Below are 18,576 nucleotides of genomic sequence, written 5' to 3'. Positions count from 1 at the left end.
TGCTGTGGCGCAATCAACTTAACTTGGTGTCCTACCTTTTGAAACTCTCTGGCCCAATAATTCGCCCCACCACAGGCCTCCATGACGACTAGACAGGGCTCTATCTTGGCAAAAAAATGTACTAAGTCTTTACGCTTAATCACCTTTTTTCTGACTAACTTTCCAGCCTGATTCACGCCAACAAAATGAAAAACAGACTTTGCGATATCTAAACCAACTGTAGTAATCTTCATAGTGGACCCGTCCTCTTTCTGATGAGTTGTAGCAACTACATCGTGGCCCATTGCGAGGCCGATTTAAAGTGGATGGGTCCATTCCATTATCCCCCGCTGGAGGCGAAAGCCAGCTAACCCCACCGCAGGTGATCAAATGTCGCTAGCCTTCATTTCAAATGATTAAGCCCTCAGGCTAATCATCCAAAGAACAACCGCCATAACCAAGAAGAATCCAAGTTCTCCTGACAAGTACGATACTGAGCTGCATATCGTTTCGAGCGGGCATCAACGCGATCGGCCACCTTAATCAACCATGCTTTTTGGTTATAGGTTTTGCGCTTATACCCACCCCACCCTTCGTGGTAATTAAGATATTGATTACGAGCGTCCCATTTAGATACACCATTGATTTGATGCGATTTATAGATGAACCAGCCCATAAAATCCATTGCATCGTCAAAGTTACTACGACTAGACCAGGAATTGCCGGTTTCTCTGACGTAATCATCCCAAGTCATGGTTTTCGCTTGGGCATAGCCGTAGGCATCACTGGCACGGCCGATGGGAATGAAGCCTAAAAAGTACTCCATTGGTGGCGCTGCATTGTGCTTAAACGAGCTTTCTTGGTACATCATGGCCAATGGCACATGTACAGGGACGCCCCACTTATCTCGGGTGTTTTTAGCCGCTTTATACCAAGAGCGATTCTCTTGATAAATAGCACACAAATTTTCTGGGTCTTTAGGTGGAGGGGTGGCACAACCTAACAGCAGTTGGGTGGCAATCACCACCCACAACCAAGACAATTGCTTCATAAAACCTTTAGCCAAATTAAACGTCAGTTAGCCAGTAGTTTCACATTGTTTGAATTATTAGGCAATTGATTCAGGTGGGTTTATTGACGTTAGTAGGAGGAATTTTTAACGCAGACTCAAAGGGCTATTGGTTACTGGCTGGTAACTTCACCCGCTCACAATCATAAGACTCTTGCTGCCAAACCACAGGCTGCCAATAGCTGTCGTCCATGCCGCGATAAATTTTTCCGGCATTGAACTGCGCGCCTATGTGGTAACGCTCGTTAGCTTCAACGTTAATGACAAACTGTTTCGGCGTGCGCGCCGCCAATTTAACCTTAACAGCCGGGTCGCTAATAAGCTCAGCCACCGTAAATTGATACTCGCCAGGAGCCAATTGATAATTAGGCTTTGAGATAACAGGCTTGCCATCTAAATGGGTAACGACAGCCCGGTATAGGCCTTGGTCTTTTGCTGGCTCTAGGTAGCCTGAAACGGTACCGCAGAGGTTTTCATCATCGGGTGCTGAAGCGCACCCGACAAGCGTTAAAGCCGCAATCATCAATATCAGCTTGCGCATCAGCTTACCTTAGCGTCATCCACTTGCGGTTTAAAGTAGTCATCTAAAAACTGCTCAAATGTCACGGTATCGCTTTGCTCTATTTCAGTCTGCTGAACTAAGGACTCCTCAGCGGCCTGCTGATAACTCGCTTGTACATCACTTGGTAGCGGTAGTTGCTGCAGTTCTTGGTGGTACTGTTTGGCTAGCCTCATCACCCACTCACCGTGGTCAAGTTGTTGGTCAAACAGTTGCTGCATTAATTGCCCTGACAGGGTTAAATCTGGATTATCAACTGCTTGATGCCAGTGCGCTAACGCTTGTTGATATGCCTCACCCTGCTCACCATCTAGCTGTTTAGCAATTTTTTGTAAGTCAGCAAAAATGTCATGCAACCAGACCGTTTTACTGACCATTTCACCATCGCGGTTTAGCTGCAGTTGCGGGTCGCGCCCCTGAAGAATCACTTGATTGAGGTTACCTGATAATGCTTGTTCCTCAGATGCATCACTTGGCGGTGAGGGCTGAAGCAAACAATATAGAATAAACATATCAAGAAAACGCACTTGCGATGCGGTGATGCCCACGCTGCTAAACGGATTGACATCTAATGCGCGCACTTCGATGTACTCAACCCCTGCCCTTGCTAGTGCCTCAGATGGCTTTTCACCGGGTAAGCTGACTCGCTTGGCACGAATAGGTGAGTAAAACTCGTTTTCAATTTGTAGCACGTTGGCATTCAGTTGGCGAAACTCACCATCGACCTTCACACCAATTTCTGCAAATTTGTCTGATGACATATTGATTGCTGCATCAACGCCCTTTAGGTATTCATCAAGGGAGTTGTAGCTAATACTTAATCTTTCTTGCTCTTTGTTGGTGTAGCCAAGGTCGCTCATACGCAAAGAGGTGGCGTAAGGTAAATACAGCGTTCCTTTGCCCATTTTTTCAAATGGGATATCGGTCTGCTGATCTTTAATAAACGATCCACACAACGCAGGTGATGCGCCAAATAGATACGGCAGCACCCAAACCAAACGGCGATAGTTACGAATAAGACCAAAATAAGATTCAGAAATGAAATTGCATCGGCCGCCCTCGGCGCCTTGCACTTCATAGAGTCGCTGCCAAAGCGATTTAGACACTGAAAAGTTAAAATGCACCCCAGAGATAATCTGCATTTGCGCGCCGTAACGATACGTGAGTCCTTTACGGTACAAACGTTTCATCTGGCCGCTGTTAGAACTGCCGTAATCGGCAATGGGGATGTCTTCAATATTGCCTACATAACACGGCATACTTACTGGCCACAATTGCTCACCATTTAGGTTTTGCACCGTGTAAGCATGGGTGTAGGTGAGATCGGTAAACAACGACTCTATGTCACCATGAACGGGAGTAATAAACTCCAATAGAGACTCACTGTAATCAGTGGTAATACGAGAGTGGGTTAAAGCAGACCCTAAGGCTTTGGGATGAGGCTGCATAGATAAGTGTCCAGCAGCGTCAATCCGTAAGGCTTCGCGCTCAATGCCACGGTGTAAATCACCCAAGGCACGTTGGCTGTCAGTATCGGAGAGTTGCTCTATCACTTCATTGAAAGATTTCAATCTCTTTGTCTCTTATATGTCATGGTCACGGTAGCTAGGGTCTGTTGACCTTTTGCGGTTAAATGTTGTTCGAGATAAAAGCGTTTTAGTCACGGCGAGAGGTTTGCTGCTTAGCAACATGCCTCTTCAAAGATTCACTGCCCCTAGTCAGACCCGCCAATCACATTAGATATTTCATGCCTTGGCCTAATTAAAGCACATTGGCATTGATTTTATTGGCGCCTATTTAACGCTAAAGCGGCACTCACACAGTGAATACCGCTTATGCTGTCTAATATAGGGTCAAATAACCAGATTACAACTCAAAATCTCTAACTGGATAGCCAAGCGCTTTAATATCCGCCTCAATGGCCGCCTTATCACCTACAATCAATACCACCATCTTGTGTAAATCCAGTTGCTTTTTAGCCACTTGGTTTAGCGTTTCAAGGCTAATGGTGTTGATCATGTCAGTTTGCTTTTGGGTGTAGTCATAGGGCAAACCAAAGCGTTGAATACGGCGCATGAAGCCAGCTTTTTGATACGGTGTTTCATAATCCAGTGCTTGAGATTGCGTAATCGAGTTACGCATAAATGCCAGCTCTTTGTCTGTCATGCCCTGTTTGCGATACTGATTAATCTCTTTCGCAAACTCGACTAACGCAGGTGCTGTCACATCGCTACGTACACTTGCTGACGCTTCAAACACACCCAGCTCTTTACCACCGGCAAAATAACTACGCGCGCCGTAGGTATAACCTTTATCTTCACGCAGGTTCAAATTAATGCGGCTATTAAATGCGCCACCTAATGGGTAGTTCATCAAATAAGCTTTAAAGTAATCACCTGTCGCATCATAAGGCATGGCACGCTTACCCAGCTTAATTACCGACTGCGCCGCGCCCGGCTTATCAAGAATATAGATTTTACCGCCTTTTACTTTCGGCAAATCAGCAAGTGCAGGCAGCGCTACTGCGTCGCCTTGCCACTGGCTAAACACTTGTAATTTAGCCATTAGCTCAGATTGACTGAGGTTACTGACCGCCACCATTTGCGCGTTGCCAGCACGGTATTGTTTGGCATAAAACTGCTTAACATCGTCAAGCGTTATTGCAGACACGCTGGCCAGTGTGCCCTGACTGCTCACACCTAATGGTGAGTCTTTGCCGTAAAGCAGCGCATCAAACCCGGTAGAAGCTAAAAAGTTAGGATCTGACATCATATGCTGCAGCCCTTGTAGCTGCTGCTGTTTAACGCGATCAAAATCGGCTTGCTTAAAGGCGGGCTCAAATAAACGCTCTTGAACGATGGCCAAGGTTTCATCAAGCTTAGATGTCAGTGCAGACACTTTGACATAGCTTTGGTAAACATTAGAGCCAAAACTGATGGTACTACCAATCATCTCAAGGGCTTGGGCCAACTCTTCGGTACTGCGCTTGGTACTCGATTCGTTAAGCATTGACGCGGTAAGGCTGGCAAGGCCTGCTTGCTCTAGCGCCACCATGCGGTGACCGCCATTAAGGTATATCAATAGCTCAACGGTGGGGGTTTCTTCTGATTCAGTCCCCATCACTTCAATACCATTGCTTAAATCACTGGTCCATAAGGTGGGAACCTTAAGCACTGGAGCTGGACCGGCTGCAGGCATCACGCTGCGATCAAATGATGACTTAGCCACGGCAATATTATCAAGCCCAGTCACCGCATCAGCAGCCACTAAAGGTGCGGGTGCCACAAAGGTATCTTCGTGGGCAATCAGTTGCCCTTGCCCTTCGGGTACCACGCTCATCACCACCATGGGCTTATCTTTAATGTAAGTATTAAATACCCGCATGACATCGGCTTTGGTCACATTGGCATAGCGATTAAGATCGTAACCTATCATGTTGGGGTTGTCTGAGAAGGTTTGGTTATAGGCCAAGGTAGAGACTTTACCCTTGACACTTTGCAAACCAAAAATGGTGTTTGCCTCAAACTGAACCTTCACTTTTTGCAAGTCATCGTCAGTGACACCACGCTGTTCAAATTCGGCGATAGACGCCAGCATGGTTTTTTCGATATCAGCTAAATTCACACCAGCTGCGGGGTTAGCTAATGCATACATAGAGAACTGACAAGCCAGTTCCTGACAAGGGTGACTCACACCGGCTTGTACCGCTAATCCATCTTTGACTAAGTTTTTATAAAATATTGATGTTTGACCGCCACCAAGAATATTGGACAGCAAGTCCAGCGCAGCTTCATCGTCATGGCGACCATAAACGGTTGGGAACGCCACTCGTAATAAAGGCAAGTGCACGCGATCTTCCATTGAGATGTAACGCGTCTCAGGCAGTGTAACCAACTGCTTTTCATCGGCCTGTACTGCTGGCCCGGCAGGTATTTCGCCAAAATACTTGTTTACCCAAGCTAAGGTTTGCAGTTCGTCAAAGTCGCCACCTATGGTTAAGGTCGCGTTGTTCGGGCCATACCAACGCTGGAAAAAGTGTTTCACATCGTTAAGGTCGGCGCGTTCTAAATCTTCCGGCCAACCGATAACAGGCCAAGAATATTGATGCCCTTGTGGGTAGAAGGCTTGATTAAAGCGTTCGCTCATGCGGCCGTAGGGTTGATTATCAATCCGTTGCGCTCGCTCGTTTTTGACGGTTTCTCGCTGCACTTCAAATTTCTTTTCTGTTAGTGCAGGCAGGAAAAATCCCATGCGGTCCGACTCTAACCACAACATCTTTTCCAGCTGATTGCTGGGGACGGTTTCAAAATAGTTGGTGCGATCACTATTTGTGGTGCCATTTAAGGTACCACCGGCTTCAGTGACCGTTTTAAAGTGCTGCTCGTCGCCCACGTTTTCAGATCCCTGGAACATCATATGTTCAAACAGGTGAGCAAAACCTGAACGCCCAGACATTTCCCGCGCAGAGCCCACATGGTAGGTCACATCTACGTGCACTAGTGGGTCAGAGCTATCTTGGTGCAACACCACAGTCAAGCCATTTGCCAATTGGTATTTTTTATAGGGGATACCGACTTCTGACTCGGCAAAACTCACCGATTCTAGTAGTGATACGCCTGCGGGTAAGTTAGTTTGGGTTTGTTGGTTGGCACAACCTAACAACGCCGCTGACACCGCGGCTGCTAATATCCATTTTTTCAACGTAAACTCCTTCAGGCTTGGTGGTCCAATACCTTTAAAATACCAATGACATCAAACTGTCTGTTTGTCACTATAACCAATGCAAGGCTGCCGCAGCAACCAACAGGTAGCGAATACTCTTTCCGATAAAAATCATCACGGTTGAACGAATCAAAGGCAACTTCATCCAGCCCGCTAGCAAACACAATAGGTCGCCCACTACTGGTGCCCAGGCAAGCAGCAAAGACCAGTAACCATAGCGCTGGATCAACGCCAAACTACGCTGGTACTTACCCGACGCCATATCTTCCGGCGACTTAGCAAAGCGCCCTAAAGATCCAAGGTAATAACTGGTGATCGAGCCAAGTGTATTACCCACAGTGGCGACGATGACCAGTGTTAACCATATCGATGCATCATCGTTAATCAGTGCGGCAAGTAAAACTTCCGATCCACCCGGTAACAATGTCGCAGCAAGAAATGCGGCACTAAACATCAACCATAACGTTGTCATATTCTCTTACCTAATGATATTTCGTAATGTTTTGTTAATCATTGCCCATCACTTCTGCAGTGTTGCACAACCGTTAAAATTTAAAGATATTAAAACAAACTTTATTATCACAATAAGTTATAACAAAAATGGTTTGTTGCGCAACACGGTCTATCTATAAAATGGCGAAATTACCGTGAAACCAATTATTTTTGCTAAGCAAGTATATAGCAGGCAAACTATGACGTTTCGCACATAATTTTCACACACACGCAGTCGTGCAAGTTAAGTTGTTTTTTATAACCAAAATAAATAACCCTAACACTCAAATTGTACTCGCTCAGTGTGGCAATCAATATTTGGAATAACAGACATGTGGCAAACGATTAAACAAATCCCTTTTTGGCAAAAGGTGGTAGCGGGCTTTATTTTAGGCGCTACCGTCGGTGTCATTTTTGGTGAGCAAGCAACCGTATTAAAACCGCTGGGCGACCTGTTCATTGCAGCGATTAAGATGTTAGTGGCACCACTGATTTTCTGTGCGATTGTGGTCAGTATTACGGCACTGGGCAATGATGTCAGTTTAAAGCGCCTGAGCTTTAAAACCCTGGCGATGTTTATGTTCACCGGCACCATCGCTTCAATTATCGGCCTGACAGTTGGTTCGATGATCGATATGGGTGGCACCATGGAGCTAGCCACCTCAGAAGTTCGCGAGCGCCATGTCCCCGGCTTTGCACAAGTGCTGCTTGATATGATCCCAGTCAATCCTTTCGCCTCACTTGCTGAAGGCAAAGTACTGCAAATCATCGTATTTGCCGCACTGGTGGGGATTGCCATTAATAAAGTGGGCGAAAAAGCCGACGCATTAAAGCGCACCATCGAAGCGGGCGCTGAAGTGATGTTCCAATTAACTCGCATGGTACTACAACTGACTCCAATCGGCGTATTTGGCTTAATGGCATGGGTTGTTGGTGAGTATGGTTTATCGACTCTATTGCCACTGGGTAAATTTATTGGCGCCATTTATATTGCCGCATTAATCCACATTATTGTGGTTTATGGTGGCTTAATAAAGTTTGCAGCTAAACTGAGCCCAGTGCAGTTTTTCCGTAAAGCCATGCCAGCTCAGCTAGTTGCATTTACCACCGCATCGAGCTTTGGCACTCTGCCCGCAAGTACGCGCTGTACTGAGTCTATGGGCGTATCTAAGAAATACGGCGCCTTTGTACTGCCAATGGGGGCAACCATGAACATGGACGGCTGTGGCGGTATCTACCCTGCTATTGCCGCTATCTTTATTGCGCAAATTTATGGTATTCCACTAGAGATGAGTGACTACTTGCTGATTGCGGTTACCGCAACGGTCGCCTCTGTAGGCACCGCTGGCGTACCGGGTAGCGCTATGGTGATGCTATCGGTCACGTTAGGTGTGGTTGGTCTGCCGCTTGAAGGCATCGCCTTTATTGCAGCCATTGACCGCGTTATCGACATGATCCGCACCAGTACCAACGTCACCGGCGATATGATGACGGCCGTTGTGGTTGGTAAATCTGAGGGACAAGTCGACGTAGACCAGTTTTATACTAACGACGAGCCACTAAAAACCGCAACCAGCTAGCTACAGATTTAGTTAACTCGCAACAAAAAGGCCACTGAATGTGGCCTTTTTAATACCCAAACTATGCAATAAAATCAAACGCGTTATACTGAATAGGTAATACCAATCAGTATAAACATTTAGTCACTCAGCGAGAGTTTAGAGGTTCTGAGGCAAGGCAACGAGTGAAGAGCATAGTTGTTCTACGGTTAAGCTCGTTAACATAGCATCAGGACTGCTAAAACTCGCCGTTCTGGCGCGTTTTTGGCTACCTACTTCTGCGTTGAATAACCTCGCAAGGGAGCAACCATTGCCTCTGTTATTCGTCTTGAATTAGTTTGCCAAAAGCGCGCTGAGTAGATCAAATTCTTATACTGATTGGTATAAAATAGCTTAACTGAAAGATAATTAAGGCCATTTATGACCAAACTCTTCTTCCTACCCATCATACTTTGTCTGTTTTGGACGCTTTTTTTACACCTCAATGGTGTGCCGCTTAAGCAGGGCAAAAAGGGCTTTATTTATATTATCGCCATCAGCATGACCCTGATCTTGTCATTGTTGTTCTTACTTTGGCTAACCGCAGGACAAAACTTACGTAGCTAACAGCTAATCGGTCACTAGGCGAGCGCTCAATGGTCTGGTAAGATTGCGCCCCCGCAATATGTGCGCAGTGAGATTCAGGAAATACCATGTCAGACAAGTTCTTCTTTAAAGGGCGCAAAACTCCTAAGCCTAAGCATGAGAGTTTTGGTTACAACACAAAGCGTAGCGCTAAACCTGGGACGCTAGAACGCCCTTTTGAGCTCACTGTCACCAGTAGCGAACGCCAAGCAGAAATAGCAGCGCTGCTACAAAGCCAAAAGTTGCATGGCAACATTACTGTTGATGCAAGCGCGGTGGAAAATATTGCAGAGCTAGATGGCTACCTTAATCGGCCCACGACAGCAACTGTCACTAAAGTCCCTGGACGTAACGACCCATGTAGCTGCGGCAGTGGCCAGAAATTCAAGCGTTGCTGTGGCTAGCCACTTACCCTTTTATAAAACGCTTTGGGAAAACACTTCTAGATGAGCTTCTAGCTCATCTTCTGTTTGTGGTGCGCGCTCTAATTCAAAGGTTAATGGGCTGCCGCCATTAAGCATAAACACCGATAGCTCACCGTGGTCATAATGAAACCATTTACCGTTAATACACAGGTCGGTATAGCAGTTGGGTAATAATTCCATGTTAGCACCTCATTGTCATAACTGTTTCTAGCAACTTTTTGTTAACTTTGAGTTGCAATATGGGATATACATCACCTTTATAAAAACCCAAATGACGTAGGGGAACCATGATCTATGTCAATGCGGACAACATTTTTTGGCAATTTAGCCATATTGATAAGCATAAATCGCCAAAATTGGCTTTTTAAGCGCATAAAAAAATGCCGCGAGATGACTCGCGGCATTTAACATTTCAAGCTATTGGGCTATCCCAGTACGGCAATCAACACACCCGCAGCCACTGCTGAGCCTAACACCCCAGCAACGTTGGGGCCCATTGCATGCATCAATAGGAAGTTTTGCTGGTTAGCTTCTAATCCCACCTTATTCACTACCCGTGCTGCCATAGGTACCGCTGACACGCCCGCTGCGCCGATAAGCGGGTTAATCTTCCCACCCGATAACTTGCACATCAATTTAGCCATAAGTACCCCTGATGCTGTACCGATTGCAAACGCGACCGCACCTAATACCAAAATACCTAAAGTCTCGATTTGCAAGAACTGCTCAGCAGACAGTTTTGAACCTACTGCCAATCCAAGGAAGATGGTGACAATGTTAATCAGCTCGTTCTGCGCTGTGCTAGATAATCTATCCACCACACCCGATTCGCGCATTAAGTTACCCAAGCAGAACATACCGACTAACGGTGTTGCCGCTGGTAAAAACAAAATCGTTAACCCAAGCACCATTAGCGGGAAGATGATTTTTTCTTTCTTGCTCACCTCACGCAGTTGCTCCATTTTGATCTGGCGTTCAGATTCAGTGGTCAGCGCCTTCATAATAGGCGGCTGGATAATCGGTACCAATGCCATATAAGAATAAGCCGCTACCGCAATCGCCCCTAATAATTCAGGTGCCAGTTTGGACGCTAAGAAAATTGCCGTTGGACCATCGGCCCCGCCAATAATCGCAATCGCCCCCGCATCTGCCATAGTAAACTCAAAACCCGGGACCGCATTGAGCGCTATTGCGCCTATCAGTGTCGCAAAAATACCAAATTGTGCAGCGGCGCCCAGTAACAACATGCGTGGGTTAGCAATTAAGGCGCCAAAGTCAGTCAACGCCCCAACGCCCATAAAAATCAATAATGGGAAAATACCGGTTTCGATACCCACATAGTAGGCGAAATACAACAGTCCGCCTTCATCGGTAAAGCCACCATTGGGAATGTTGGCCAGAATGGCACCAAACCCAATTGGCAATAGCAACAAGGGTTCAAACCCACGGGCTATGGCTAAATATAATAGCGTGGCACCCACCGCCATCATTAACATTTGGCCGCCAGTAAAGTTGGCGATACCTGATTCAGCCCAAAAAGCTAATAAACCTTCCATGACGACTCCTATGCTATGCCCAGTAATTGGTTGCCTACAGCGACAGAATCGCCCTCTTTCACCCAAATTTTACTGATCACACCATCGGCTTCAGCCCGAACTTCGGTTTCCATTTTCATGGCTTCTAGAATAATCACCACATCGCCCTGTTTAACGGTATCGCCTTGAGCTACGTTAACTTTGAAGATGTTGCCGGACAGCGGTGCACTCATCTCTAACTTAGTTTCAGTGCTTGCTGGCGCAGCCGCTGCTGCGGGCGAAGAGGCCGGTGGCGTAAAGGACACCACATTGTCTGTCGCCACAATTTGATTAATGTCGCCACCAGGTGATACCTCAACAACAAAGTTTTGCCCTTGTACGTTAACCGTATACGTTTCTGGCTCCCCTAATGCTGATGCTGAAGCCGCAGCAGCTACAGTGGCTGACGCGGCTTCAGGCTTAGGCTCGAAGGCATCGGCATTGTCGCGGTTTTGCAAGAATTTATAACCAATTTGCGGGAACAGTGCATAGGTCAATACGTCATCGTCGAACTCAGAGGCGAGACGCACATCGTCCTGGGCGGCTTTATCTTTTAGCTCGCCGCGTAGGTTATCTAGCTCTGCCGTTAACTGGTCCGCTGGGCGACAAGTGATGGCTTCACCACCATCAAGTACTTTGTCTTGAAGGCTTTTATTTACTGGGGCCGGAGTTGCGCCATACTCGCCTTTAAGTACGCCTTCAGTTTCTTTTGTCATTGACTTGTATCGCTCACCCGTCAATACGTTAATCACCGCTTGAGTACCCACTATTTGAGAAGTAGGTGTCACTAACGGTAAGAAGCCGAGGTCTTCACGGACTTTAGGGATCTCTTCCAGAACCAAGTCGAGCTTATCTGATGCGCCTTGCTCGCGTAACTGATTTTCCATGTTGGTCAACATGCCGCCTGGCACTTGAGCACGTAAAATGCGCGAATCAATCCCTTTAAGCTCACCTTCAAAACTGGCGTACTTCTTACGCACGTCTCTAAAGTAAGCGGCGATCTCTTCTAACAGCACCATATCATAGCTCGTCGCACGGTCAGTGCCTTCTACCATAGCAACTAAGGTCTCTGTTGCGCTGTGGCCGTATGTTTGGCTCATTGAGGAAATAGCAGTATCAAGGACATCGATACCCGCCTCAATGGCTTTTTGGTAGGTGGCCGTACTTAAACCTGTGGTTGCATGACAATGCAGGGCAACAGTGAGATCAGTCTGATTTTTAAGCTGGCTAATTAGATCGTAAGCTTCATACGGCTTAAGCAAGCCTGCCATATCTTTAATACATAGAGAGTGACAACCCATATCTTCAAGGCGTTTGGCCATATCGACCCAAGTATCTAATGTATGTACTGGGCTTGTGGTGTAAGAAATGGTGCCTTGCGCGTGCCCGCCAACCTCAACAACAGACTTTACTGCCTGTTGCAGGTTACGTACATCATTCATCGCATCAAAAATACGGAATACATCAACACCATTATCGTGTGCACGTTCAACAAAACGGTGCACGAGGTCATCGGCGTAATGGCGATAACCTAAAAGATTCTGTCCACGCAATAACATTTGCTGCGGGGTATTGGGCATGGCTTTTTTCAGCTCACGGATACGCTCCCACGGATCTTCACCAAGGTAACGAATACAGGCATCAAAAGTGGCGCCGCCCCAAGATTCAAGTGACCAATAGCCAACTTGGTCTAATTTTGCTGCTATGGGAAGCATATCCTCGATTCTAAGACGAGTGGCAAGAATGGACTGATGGGCATCTCTTAAAGCGACATCAGTTAATGCTAAAGGCTTGCTCATATAAACTCCCTAATTTTATGCTTTTGCTCGATACTGATGAATTGCCGCAGTAATCGCAGCAACTATTTTAGGATCGATATTATTATTCTGACTATCAGTAGCGGCCGGTTGCGGCTGACTACTAACCTGGGTTTCAGGGGCGAACTTCCACGCCACCAATTTAATCGCCAAGATCAACATAGAAAGGAATAGGAAAACTAAGCCCATACCAAGCAGCATGATACCGAGGGCATCCACTATCTGTTGTGAAATTGCGTTCATACTTTCCTCTTTCTGTTCTAGTACTTCTTTTATGCACCTAAAATTCAACTTAATGCATTTTTAGGCAGTAGCAAACTCCTGTTAGTCAGGGACAACTTGCTTAATTTAGCGCGAATATTCGCTATCAAGGTTGAAAACCATAACTAATCTATAACAAAAACGCGAGCCTTTTGTAAATTGGTCTTACCAAAATAGCCGTATCCAAATCGGTCAAAGTGAAAATATGATAAAAATATGACACTAAAAATGCAGATATGACAACAATTTGCGCTTACCAATCATTTTCTTAATAAAATGCCACAGCCAACGATAAAAATTGATTCCACAACACAGAACATTAATCGCCATCACGCATTTTATGCAATTTTGAAAGGCAAAAATTCATTCGAGCAGCCTAAGCCACTAGGAATAGCTGTTGATAATGGTTAAGTTAGCCTATTGTCGCTAAATAAGCAGCAAAACTGCCCGTTCAGCGGTGCGGTATTCATCGAACAAGCCCATTACGACAAAAAACCGCTTGGCTTGTCTGCGAAGAAGTTGCTGCAAGCAACAGTCGCGTTAGGTGTTGTTATATCAATCAGTATAAGAATTTGATCTACTCAGCGCGAGTCTTGGCAAGCTAGTTCAAGGCGAGTAGTAATAATGGTAGAAATAAAGGTCATTGAATAGCAGCAACAGCTGCCTTTAAAAAGCGGGCATTAAAAAAGCCCGTTGAATATTCAACGGGCTTTAATAATGGCGGAGAAGGAGGGATTCGAACCCTCGATGGGATTTAAAGCCCATACTCCCTTAGCAGGGGAGCGCCTTCGGCCACTCGGCCACCTCTCCGCATAAAATGGCGCGCTTGGGAGGATTCGAACCTCCGACCGCCTGGTTCGTAGCCAGGTACTCTATCCAGCTGAGCTACAAGCGCAAATTTTATGGTCTAACAAACAAAACGACGGTATAAACCGTCGATTTAGAATATGGTACGCGTGAGAGGATTCGAACCTCTGACCGCCTGGTTCGTAGCCAGGTACTCTATCCAGCTGAGCTACACGCGCATCTTACTATCTATAAACTACTTTACACTAAAAAACAAAAAATGGTACGCGTGAGAGGATTCGAACCTCTGACCGCCTGGTTCGTAGCCAGGTACTCTATCCAGCTGAGCTACACGCGCATATCGTTTTCTAGTTAAGAAATGGCGGAGAAGGAGGGATTCGAACCCTCGATGGGAGTTAAAGCCCATACTCCCTTAGCAGGGGAGCGCCTTCGGCCACTCGGCCACCTCTCCGTTTTCTTGGCGCACATATTACTGTTTGATGAAAATAAGTCAAACCATTTCTGATAAACAATTACTGTTTGAGTCGTTTTTAAGCAGATTGTACTCTAATGCACCAAATACGCAGGAAAAGTACATTTTTAAAAGCCCAAAAACAAAAAAGCCAGCGAAATCGCTGACTCTCTATAAGTCTTACTCCGGTCCAAGAGTTTGACTTAAAAGTTGCCACCCTCAGGTGCATTTCCGGCCTTCTCAGACTGAATACGTTGATAAATCTCTTCACGATGTACAGAGACTTCTTTAGGTGCATTCACACCGATGCGTACCTGATTACCTTTTACGCCTAACACAGTGACAGTTACTTCGTCACCAATCATCAGTGTTTCACCAACACGACGAGTTAATATCAGCATTCTTTTGCTCCTTAGTTCCTAGTCTGCTCTCTACGGCACTATTCCGTTAATATGCTTATTATAAGGTCAGCATAGTACAAATTAACAGTAGTCTATTCGAAAAGCGTGATTTAATTGCACCTTTAAACGTCAAAAACGTGAGATATCTGTCTGACATCTAACCATAACGCGTTATTTTCGCTCTTTTGTTAGGTTATATTATCACTTTACGAGATTAAACCAGCATTAATTACACTTCTTTAGATTATTATTAGGTAATGATCATTATTGCGGCAATTTTTGACGCTAATGCCATTACCTAAACATCCTTGAATTACCATGCCTTAATCTTAGTCATAAAAAAAGCGCCGTAGGCGCTTTTTTAACGATTAACTCAATCGATCAGTCAACCAAGGTAACACGCTCGCTAATGCGGCATCTAAGTTCTCTGGTTGACTACCACCAGCTTGTGCCATATCCGGACGCCCACCGCCTTTACCACCCACTTGGGCAGCAACAGTAGCGACCAACTCCCCTGCTTTAACCTTAGCAGTAAGATCTTTAGTCACACCAACAATCAAGTTAACTTTGGCATCACCTGCTATGCCAAGTACTACAATCCCCGATTGCAGCTTCTGCTTGAGCTCGTCTTGCAAGCCGCGTAGTGCTCCTGGCTCCACACCCTCAAGCTTTTTAACCAACACCTTAACACCCGCTACCTCTTGCGCTTCACCAGCAAGGTCGGCACTGGTAGCAGCCGCTAACTTATCTTTAAGTTGCGCCAACTCTTTTTCCAGTTGCTTAGTTTTGTCTAATTGTGCTTTTAGCTTAGTGACCACAGAGGCTGAATCAGATTTTAGCAATGAAGCGGCTTGCTCTAAATCTGCTTGCTGATTAGCAATGTATGCCATTGCAGCTGCGCCGGTGACCGCTTCAATACGACGAACACCAGCAGCGATGCCACCTTCTGAAGTAATTTTGAATACGCCGATGTCACCCGTACGACCAACATGGGTACCACCACACAGCTCAATCGAAAAATCACCCATGGTTACGACGCGTACTTGTGAATCATACTTCTCACCAAATAGCGCCATCGCACCTTTTTCTTTGGCTGATTCAATATCCATCACTTCAGCTTTCAATTCGTGGTTACGACGAATTTGGGTATTAACTAAATCTTCAACTGCTTTTAGCTCTTCTGCCTTAACCGCTTCAAAATGTGAAAAGTCAAAACGGAGACGCTCAGGGTCAACCAATGAACCTTTTTGGGTCACATGGCTACCTAAGACCTGACGCAATGCGGCATGCAATAAATGCGTTACAGAGTGGTTTAACTCAGTACGATGACGCAGCTTCTTATCAACTTGTGCTGCAAGTTGTTGTCCCACGCGAATCTCGCCTTGCGCTAGCTCACCAATATGCCCTACTGCAGTACCATACTTTTGGGTATCGATAACATTAAAGCTAACCGCATCTGCACTTAAGCTGCCTTTGTCACCACATTGACCGCCAGATTCACCATAAAATGGTGTTGTCTCTAGCGCAATAACTGCTTTCTCGCCTGAGCCGATGCTATCGACTGCTTGGCCATCTACGTAAATAGCGTTAACAGCGCTCTCACCCGTTAAACCGGTGTAACCACAAAACTCAGTCTCACCTTCGATTTTTAAACTGTCATTGTAGTCAGTATCAAACTGACCTGCAGCTTGCGCTCGGCTACGCTGCTCAGCCATCGCAGCTTCAAATCCTGCTTCATCAACGGTGATATTGCGCTCGCGGCAAACATCTGCGGTTAAATCAACCGGGAAGCCATAAGTGTCGTATAACTTAAATGCGGTTTCACCATCGAGTACATCACCCTTTAGGCCCGTCAGTGCGGCATCTAATATACCTAGACCACGCTCGAGTGTACGGGCAAATTGCTCTTCTTCAGCTTTAAGTGATTTTTCCACAATCGCTTGCGTGGCAACTAGGCCTTTGGCAGCATCACCCATCACTTCTATCAGTGTTGGCACCAATTTGTAGAAAAATGATTCGGTAGCGCCTAGCTTGTTACCATGGCGAACCGCACGACGAATAATACGACGCAACACATAACCCCGGCCTTCATTTGATGGCATCACGCCATCGGCAATTAAGAAAGCGCAAGAACGAATATGGTCCGCAATCACTCGCAATGACTTTTCTTCAAGATCGCTAACAGATAGGATTTCAGCGGTTTTCTTAATTAGGGCTTGGAAGATATCGATTTCATAGTTTGAATGAACGCCCTGCATAATTGCTGCAATACGCTCAATCCCCATGCCGGTATCCACTGACGGTTTAGGCAGTGGCTCCATGGTGCCGTCAGACTGACGGTTGTACTGCATGAAAACAATATTCCAGATTTCGATGAAACGATCGCCATCTTCTTCTGGCGTACCTGGACGGCCACCCCAGATATGGTCGCCATGATCATAGAATATCTCTGTACACGGACCACAAGGACCGGTATCGCCCATTTGCCAGAAGTTATCAGACGCATACGGCGCGCCTTTATTGTCGCCAATACGGATAAGATTCTCAGCTGGAACACCAATCTCTTTGGTCCAAATGTCATAGGCTTCATCATCGGTTTCATAGATGGTGACACATAGACGTTCTTTCGGTAGTTTCAACTCTTCTGTCAGAAAACGCCATGCGAACTGAATCGCATCTTGTTTGAAGTAATCGCCAAAGCTAAAGTTACCTAACATTTCAAAGAAGGTGTGATGTCTAGCGGTGTAGCCGACATTGTCTAAGTCGTTATGTTTACCACCGGCTCGCACACAGCGCTGTGAGGTAGTCGCACGGCTATAATCGCGCTTATCTTCACCCAAAAACAGTTCTTTAAACTGGTTCATACCTGCGTTGGTAAACAACAAGGTGGGGTCATTACCTGGCACTAATGAACTGCTGTCCACGACCTGATGACCGTTATTACGGAAAAACTCCAAGAACGCACTTCTTAGCGCTGCGGTGGTTTGATACATGAAATCACCCTGATTTAGATTAAGCTCACAATAAACAGCTAAAATATACTGAGCTAATTGCTCAATACTTTAATTCATTAGGCAGAGTTATAGGTTGGGCTGTTATTCTTTTCGACCAAGAAGATGTAAGGAAAAATGTTCTTCACACTCAACTAAAATCTAGCCACCTATCGAAGCTGAGGAGGCACTTTAGCCCTACAGTCTGCACGTTTTAACCGAGCATTATAAGCAGAGTCTAAGCGAACAACCAGAGATTTAATGCCATTGTGGCAAAATAAAATACCACTTTATAGTCTCGCATTACCTCGCTGCTAAGCCGACTTAAATCTGGCTAAACGCAATGGAGAAATATTGCCCTTTATCGTAGGGGAAGATGAGGCTATCTAGTCTTCTACAGACAGTGCGTAACTAGCTTGTTCGTAGTCAAAGCCTTGACCCAAAAGGAAGCGTAATCGCTTAGCACGGGTTGGGTGATCAAGCTCGGTCGCTAAGCCATATTTTTTTTCAGCCTTTTGTCGAGCAACGGCAAACCAGTCACACTCAGATTCTAACAGCACTTGGGCTATCAAATCTTTGTGCAGACCTTTTTGCTGCATAGACTGGCGTATTTTGTTAACACCATGGCCCTTACTAATATGGGACTTTAGTAATAATGCGGCAAAACGCGCGTCATCAAGATAACCACTTTGCTGGCACTGTTCTAGCGTGGTTTCAATCTCGTCAGCATCGTATTGCTTTTGTTGTAATTTGAGTTGAATTTGTTGGCGGGAATAATCGCGGCGGGCTAACAAGCCAACCGCAATATGCATGGCAGAATGTTTAGGGGCAGCTTTAGTTTGATTG

15 protein-coding genes, 5 tRNA genes and 1 pseudogene are annotated in these 18,576 nt (G+C 45.8%); 3 read left to right on the top strand and 18 right to left on the bottom strand.

Annotated elements, in window-relative coordinates; translation table 11 throughout:
• From L865_RS24205 to L865_RS0119090, 6 genes and pseudogenes are all read right to left on the bottom strand, one after another.
• Window positions 1–233 (bottom strand): annotated as a pseudogene (locus L865_RS24205) (IS110 family transposase); the annotation flags it as partial.
• A gap of 179 nt (window positions 234–412) precedes the next feature.
• Entirely contained in the window at window positions 413–1,030 is a 618-nt protein-coding gene (locus L865_RS0119110) for a transglycosylase SLT domain-containing protein (protein ID WP_051484699.1), read from the bottom strand.
• Between the two features lie 124 nt (window positions 1,031–1,154).
• A complete protein-coding gene (locus L865_RS0119105; RefSeq protein ID WP_037471614.1) occupies window positions 1,155–1,589 on the bottom strand; it encodes a hypothetical protein in 435 nt (144 codons plus the stop codon).
• Complete coding sequence (gene gshA / locus L865_RS0119100) at window positions 1,589–3,178, bottom strand: glutamate--cysteine ligase (RefSeq protein ID WP_028774703.1); 1,590 nt, start codon at window positions 3,176–3,178, stop codon at window positions 1,589–1,591. Before gshA ends, L865_RS0119105 begins: the two co-directional genes overlap by 1 nt.
• A 295-nt stretch (window positions 3,179–3,473) precedes the next feature.
• Complete coding sequence (locus L865_RS0119095; RefSeq protein WP_028774702.1) at window positions 3,474–6,308, bottom strand: M16 family metallopeptidase; 2,835 nt, start codon at window positions 6,306–6,308, stop codon at window positions 3,474–3,476.
• Window positions 6,309–6,378: 70 nt separating this feature from the next.
• A complete protein-coding gene (locus L865_RS0119090) occupies window positions 6,379–6,801 on the bottom strand; it encodes a YqaA family protein (RefSeq protein WP_028774701.1) in 423 nt (140 codons plus the stop codon).
• A 352-nt stretch (window positions 6,802–7,153) separates the two neighbouring features.
• Between L865_RS0119090 and L865_RS0119085 the strand changes: the two genes are divergently transcribed.
• From L865_RS0119085 to L865_RS0119080, 3 genes are all read left to right on the top strand, one after another.
• Window positions 7,154–8,401 carry a dicarboxylate/amino acid:cation symporter gene (locus tag L865_RS0119085; RefSeq protein WP_028774700.1) on the top strand — a complete coding sequence of 416 codons (1,248 nt, stop codon included), beginning with the start codon at window positions 7,154–7,156 and terminating at the stop codon, window positions 8,399–8,401.
• Window positions 8,402–8,800: 399 nt separating this feature from the next.
• Window positions 8,801–8,986 (top strand): hypothetical protein, encoded by a 186-nt coding sequence (locus L865_RS25245; RefSeq protein ID WP_084632593.1) that lies wholly within the window; start codon window positions 8,801–8,803, stop codon window positions 8,984–8,986.
• An 86-nt stretch (window positions 8,987–9,072) separates the two neighbouring features.
• Window positions 9,073–9,408 (top strand): PBPRA1643 family SWIM/SEC-C metal-binding motif protein, encoded by a 336-nt coding sequence (locus L865_RS0119080; protein ID WP_028774699.1) that lies wholly within the window; start codon window positions 9,073–9,075, stop codon window positions 9,406–9,408.
• A gap of 12 nt (window positions 9,409–9,420) precedes the next feature.
• On the opposite strand, the gene L865_RS0119075 is transcribed toward L865_RS0119080, so the two are convergent.
• The 12 genes from L865_RS0119075 to L865_RS0119010 form a co-directional block, all read right to left on the bottom strand.
• On the bottom strand, window positions 9,421–9,609 hold the full coding sequence (locus L865_RS0119075) for a hypothetical protein (RefSeq protein ID WP_028774698.1): 189 nt from the start codon (window positions 9,607–9,609) through the stop codon (window positions 9,421–9,423).
• Window positions 9,610–9,854: 245 nt separating this feature from the next.
• On the bottom strand, window positions 9,855–10,985 hold the full coding sequence (locus L865_RS0119065; protein ID WP_028774697.1) for a sodium ion-translocating decarboxylase subunit beta: 1,131 nt from the start codon (window positions 10,983–10,985) through the stop codon (window positions 9,855–9,857).
• An 8-nt stretch (window positions 10,986–10,993) separates the two neighbouring features.
• Entirely contained in the window at window positions 10,994–12,802 is a 1,809-nt protein-coding gene (oadA, locus tag L865_RS0119060; RefSeq protein ID WP_028774696.1) for a sodium-extruding oxaloacetate decarboxylase subunit alpha, read from the bottom strand.
• Between the two features lie 15 nt (window positions 12,803–12,817).
• Window positions 12,818–13,063, bottom strand: coding sequence for an OadG family protein (locus L865_RS0119055; protein ID WP_028774695.1), 246 nt, complete (start codon window positions 13,061–13,063; stop codon window positions 12,818–12,820).
• 736 nt (window positions 13,064–13,799) lie between these two features.
• A tRNA-Ser gene (locus L865_RS0119045) sits at window positions 13,800–13,891 on the bottom strand.
• An 8-nt stretch (window positions 13,892–13,899) separates the two neighbouring features.
• A tRNA-Arg gene (locus L865_RS0119040) sits at window positions 13,900–13,976 on the bottom strand.
• 53 nt (window positions 13,977–14,029) lie between these two features.
• Window positions 14,030–14,106: transfer RNA gene (locus L865_RS0119035), tRNA-Arg, on the bottom strand.
• Window positions 14,107–14,148: 42 nt separating this feature from the next.
• Window positions 14,149–14,225, bottom strand: a tRNA-Arg gene (locus L865_RS0119030).
• 22 nt (window positions 14,226–14,247) lie between these two features.
• A tRNA-Ser gene (locus L865_RS0119025) sits at window positions 14,248–14,339 on the bottom strand.
• Window positions 14,340–14,542: 203 nt separating this feature from the next.
• A complete protein-coding gene (csrA, locus tag L865_RS0119020) occupies window positions 14,543–14,740 on the bottom strand; it encodes a carbon storage regulator CsrA (RefSeq protein ID WP_028774694.1) in 198 nt (65 codons plus the stop codon).
• A gap of 368 nt (window positions 14,741–15,108) precedes the next feature.
• The gene (gene alaS / locus L865_RS0119015; RefSeq protein WP_028774693.1) at window positions 15,109–17,733 is read right to left on the bottom strand and encodes an alanine--tRNA ligase; all 2,625 of its coding nucleotides are present in this window, start codon (window positions 17,731–17,733) and stop codon (window positions 15,109–15,111) included.
• A gap of 383 nt (window positions 17,734–18,116) precedes the next feature.
• Window positions 18,117–18,576: regulatory protein RecX (locus L865_RS0119010; protein ID WP_342666135.1), on the bottom strand; the 460-nt coding region annotated here is incomplete at its 5' end.

Source organism: Shewanella waksmanii ATCC BAA-643 (assembly GCF_000518805.1).
Taxonomy (GTDB): Bacteria; Pseudomonadota; Gammaproteobacteria; order Enterobacterales; family Shewanellaceae; genus Shewanella; species Shewanella waksmanii.
Note: the sequence above shows the minus strand (reverse complement) of the source record. Positions and strands in the feature narration are given on the sequence as shown.

What these genes read in the sequence shown, in the direction of transcription:
- L865_RS0119090 (WP_028774701.1), bottom strand. Translation starts at nt 6,801, where the DNA reads ATGACAACGTTATGGTTGATGTTTAGTGCCGCATTTCTTGCTGCGACA.
- L865_RS0119065 (WP_028774697.1), bottom strand. Translation starts at nt 10,985, where the DNA reads ATGGAAGGTTTATTAGCTTTTTGGGCTGAATCAGGTATCGCCAACTTT.
- L865_RS25245 (WP_084632593.1), top strand. Translation starts at nt 8,801, where the DNA reads ATGACCAAACTCTTCTTCCTACCCATCATACTTTGTCTGTTTTGGACG.
- L865_RS0119105 (WP_037471614.1), bottom strand. Translation starts at nt 1,589, where the DNA reads ATGCGCAAGCTGATATTGATGATTGCGGCTTTAACGCTTGTCGGGTGC.
- L865_RS0119075 (WP_028774698.1), bottom strand. Translation starts at nt 9,609, where the DNA reads ATGGAATTATTACCCAACTGCTATACCGACCTGTGTATTAACGGTAAA.
- L865_RS0119080 (WP_028774699.1), top strand. Translation starts at nt 9,073, where the DNA reads ATGTCAGACAAGTTCTTCTTTAAAGGGCGCAAAACTCCTAAGCCTAAG.
- alaS (WP_028774693.1), bottom strand. Translation starts at nt 17,733, where the DNA reads ATGTATCAAACCACCGCAGCGCTAAGAAGTGCGTTCTTGGAGTTTTTC.
- L865_RS0119055 (WP_028774695.1), bottom strand. Translation starts at nt 13,063, where the DNA reads ATGAACGCAATTTCACAACAGATAGTGGATGCCCTCGGTATCATGCTG.
- oadA (WP_028774696.1), bottom strand. Translation starts at nt 12,802, where the DNA reads ATGAGCAAGCCTTTAGCATTAACTGATGTCGCTTTAAGAGATGCCCAT.
- csrA (WP_028774694.1), bottom strand. Translation starts at nt 14,740, where the DNA reads ATGCTGATATTAACTCGTCGTGTTGGTGAAACACTGATGATTGGTGAC.
- L865_RS0119085 (WP_028774700.1), top strand. Translation starts at nt 7,154, where the DNA reads ATGTGGCAAACGATTAAACAAATCCCTTTTTGGCAAAAGGTGGTAGCG.
- L865_RS0119110 (WP_051484699.1), bottom strand. Translation starts at nt 1,030, where the DNA reads ATGAAGCAATTGTCTTGGTTGTGGGTGGTGATTGCCACCCAACTGCTG.